Consider the following 2437-nt stretch of genomic DNA (forward strand, 5'->3'; position numbering starts at 1 on the left):
AGTCGAACCGCTGACCTCTTGAATGCCATTCAAGCGCTCTACCAGCTGAGCTATAGCCCCAAGGCTCTTCCGAAAATCCGAAGACTTTCGTCTGAATTCCTTAGTCTCTTCGACGGTTCCGAGTGGCTGCCCCCCGAAGAGGCGCGGAACCTATGCCGAGGTTTTTCCGGGATCAACCCCCTCGGTGAACTTTTTTTCGGGGTGCGACGAAACGCTGTGGAGAACCCGAAAACCCGGGGTCGGATCGCTCCGACCCCGGCGCATTCGCCGCTTAGCGGTCGTCGTCTTCTTCGCCCGGGAGGCCTTCGATCTCGTCGCCGAGATCGTCGTCGTCCTCGTCTTCCAGGAACGGAACGTCGTCGGCTTCGTCCTCGGCGAGGTCCTCGTCCTCGGCGAAGTCGACGCCCAGGTCGTCGCCGCCCGGAGCCGGAGCCGCGGTCGGATCGCCGTCCTCGTCATCGGTCTCGACGACGTCGGCCTCGGCGGCCTCGTCGATTTCCGGGGTCTCGTCGACTTCGTCCTCGAAGCCGTCCTGCTCCTTGGGAGCCGGGGCTTCCTTTTCGTCTTCGGCGTCGTAGTCCGGCGTGATGGCGCGGGCGCGCACGCGGCGCGACTTCAGCGCCTCTTCCGGATCGAACTGCTCACCGCATTTGGGGCAGACGGCCGGACGGCGGTTGAGGTCGTAGAACTTCGACTGGCAGCTGGGGCAGATTTGTTTTGCGCCCAAGTCGGGATTTGCCAAGGTGGCGACCCTTTGATCCTGATGGGAAAAGCGGCGGCTGACTTGCCATGACGAAGGGCCGCTGTCAAAAGCAAACCCCTTCGCGAAACACCTATGTTGCAAGGAGCCGGTTTCGGCATGACGACGGCTGGATTGAAGAGCACGCCCGGCGGAGCCCTTCGCGGTACGGTTCGGGCGCCTGGCGACAAGTCCATTTCGCACCGTTCGATGATCCTCGGGGCCCTGGCTAGCGGCACCACGACCATCGAGGGACTGCTGGAAGGCGACGACGTCCTGGCCACGGCCCGGGCGATGCAGGCCTTTGGCGCGCGCATCGAAAAGGAAGGCGTCGGCCGCTGGCGCGTCGAGGGCAAGGGCGGCTTCGCCGAGCCTTCGGACGTCATCGACTGCGGCAACGCCGGCACCGGCGTGCGCCTGATCATGGGCGCGGCCTCGGGCTTTCCCATGTGCGCCACCTTCACCGGCGACCACTCGCTGCGCGGCCGTCCGATGGGCCGGGTGCTGGATCCGCTGGCCCGCATGGGCGCCACCTGGCTTGGTCGCGACAAGGGCCGCTTGCCGCTGACCCTGAAGGGCGGGGGCCTGCGCGGCCTCGTCTACACCCTGCCGATGGCCTCGGCCCAGGTGAAGTCGGCCGTGCTGCTGGCCGGCCTGCACGCCGAGGGCGGCGTCGAGGTGATCGAGCCGGAAGCCACCCGCGACCACACCGAGCGCATGCTGCGGGCCTTCGGGGCCGAGGTGATCGTCGAGGACAAAAAGGGCGTGCGTCACGTGCGCCTGCCGGAAGGCCAGAAGCTGAAGGGCACGCACGTGCAGGTGCCGGGCGATCCGTCCTCGGCCGCCTTCCCGCTGGTCGCGGCCCTGATCGTCCCTGGCTCGGAAGTGACCGTCGAAGGCGTGATGCTCAACGTGCTGCGCACGGGCCTCTTCACCACCCTGCAGGAGATGGGCGCGGATCTGGTGATCTCGAACGTCCGCGTCGAGAGCGGCGAGGAGGTCGGCGACATCACCGCCCGCCACTCCCAGCTCAAGGGCGTGGTCGTGCCGCCCGAGCGCGCGCCGTCGATGATCGACGAATATCCGATCCTGGCCGTCGCGGCCGCCTTTGCGGATGGTCCCACGGTCATGCGCGGCATCGGCGAGATGCGGGTCAAGGAAAGCGACCGCATCGCCCTGACGGCGGCGGGCCTGCTGGCCTGCGGCGTCACGGTCGAGGAAGAGCCGGAAGGCATGACCGTGGTCGGCACGCGCGGCGGCAACCATCCGGTGCGCGGCGGCGGCAAGGTGATCACCCACGGCGATCACCGCATCGCCATGAGCCACCTGATCCTGGGCATGGCCGCCCTGGAGCCGGTCGAGATCGACGAGCCCGGCATGATCGCCACCAGCTTCCCGGGCTTTGTGTCGTTGATGACGGGCCTGGGCGGCTCGATCGCCGAGGCCTGATCCATGGGCTTCGTGATCGCCGTCGACGGCCCGGCCGCCTCGGGCAAGGGCACCATCGCCTCGCGCCTGGCGGCCCATTACGGCCTGCCGATGCTGGACACCGGCCTGCTCTACCGGGCGGTCGGGGTGCGGCTGCTGGAAGCCGGCGGCGACCTGGACGACGCCGCGGCCGCCGAGGCCTCGGCCCGGGGCCTGGATCTTTCCGAACTGGAGCGGCCGCAGGTGCGCACCCGCGCCGCCGGCGAGGCC

General features: G+C 68.4%; 3 protein-coding genes. 2 read left to right on the forward strand and 1 reads right to left on the reverse strand.

Annotation, left to right across the window (positions count from 1 at the left end; translation table 11 throughout):
• Nucleotides 1–271 precede the first annotated feature (271 nt).
• On the reverse strand, nucleotides 272–742 hold the full coding sequence (locus DMC18_RS21195) for a TIGR02300 family protein (RefSeq protein WP_110120432.1): 471 nt from the start codon (nucleotides 740–742) through the stop codon (nucleotides 272–274).
• A gap of 117 nt (nucleotides 743–859) precedes the next feature.
• Here DMC18_RS21195 and aroA point away from each other — a divergent pair, with 117 nt between their 5' ends.
• Together aroA and DMC18_RS21205 are read left to right on the forward strand one after the other, a co-directional pair.
• Entirely contained in the window at nucleotides 860–2188 is a 1329-nt protein-coding gene (gene aroA, locus DMC18_RS21200; RefSeq protein WP_110120433.1) for a 3-phosphoshikimate 1-carboxyvinyltransferase, read from the forward strand.
• A 3-nt stretch (nucleotides 2189–2191) separates the two neighbouring features.
• The coding region (locus DMC18_RS21205; protein WP_199232601.1) for a (d)CMP kinase at nucleotides 2192–2437 on the forward strand (246 nt) is incomplete at its 3' end.

The sequence above is a fragment of the Caulobacter sp. D5 genome, from assembly GCF_003185805.1.
Taxonomy (GTDB): domain Bacteria; phylum Pseudomonadota; class Alphaproteobacteria; order Caulobacterales; family Caulobacteraceae; genus Caulobacter.

Coding starts and splice junctions, on each gene's coding strand:
- aroA (WP_110120433.1), top strand. CDS start 860: ATGACGACGGCTGGATTGAAGAGCACGCCCGGCGGAGCCCTTCGCGGT.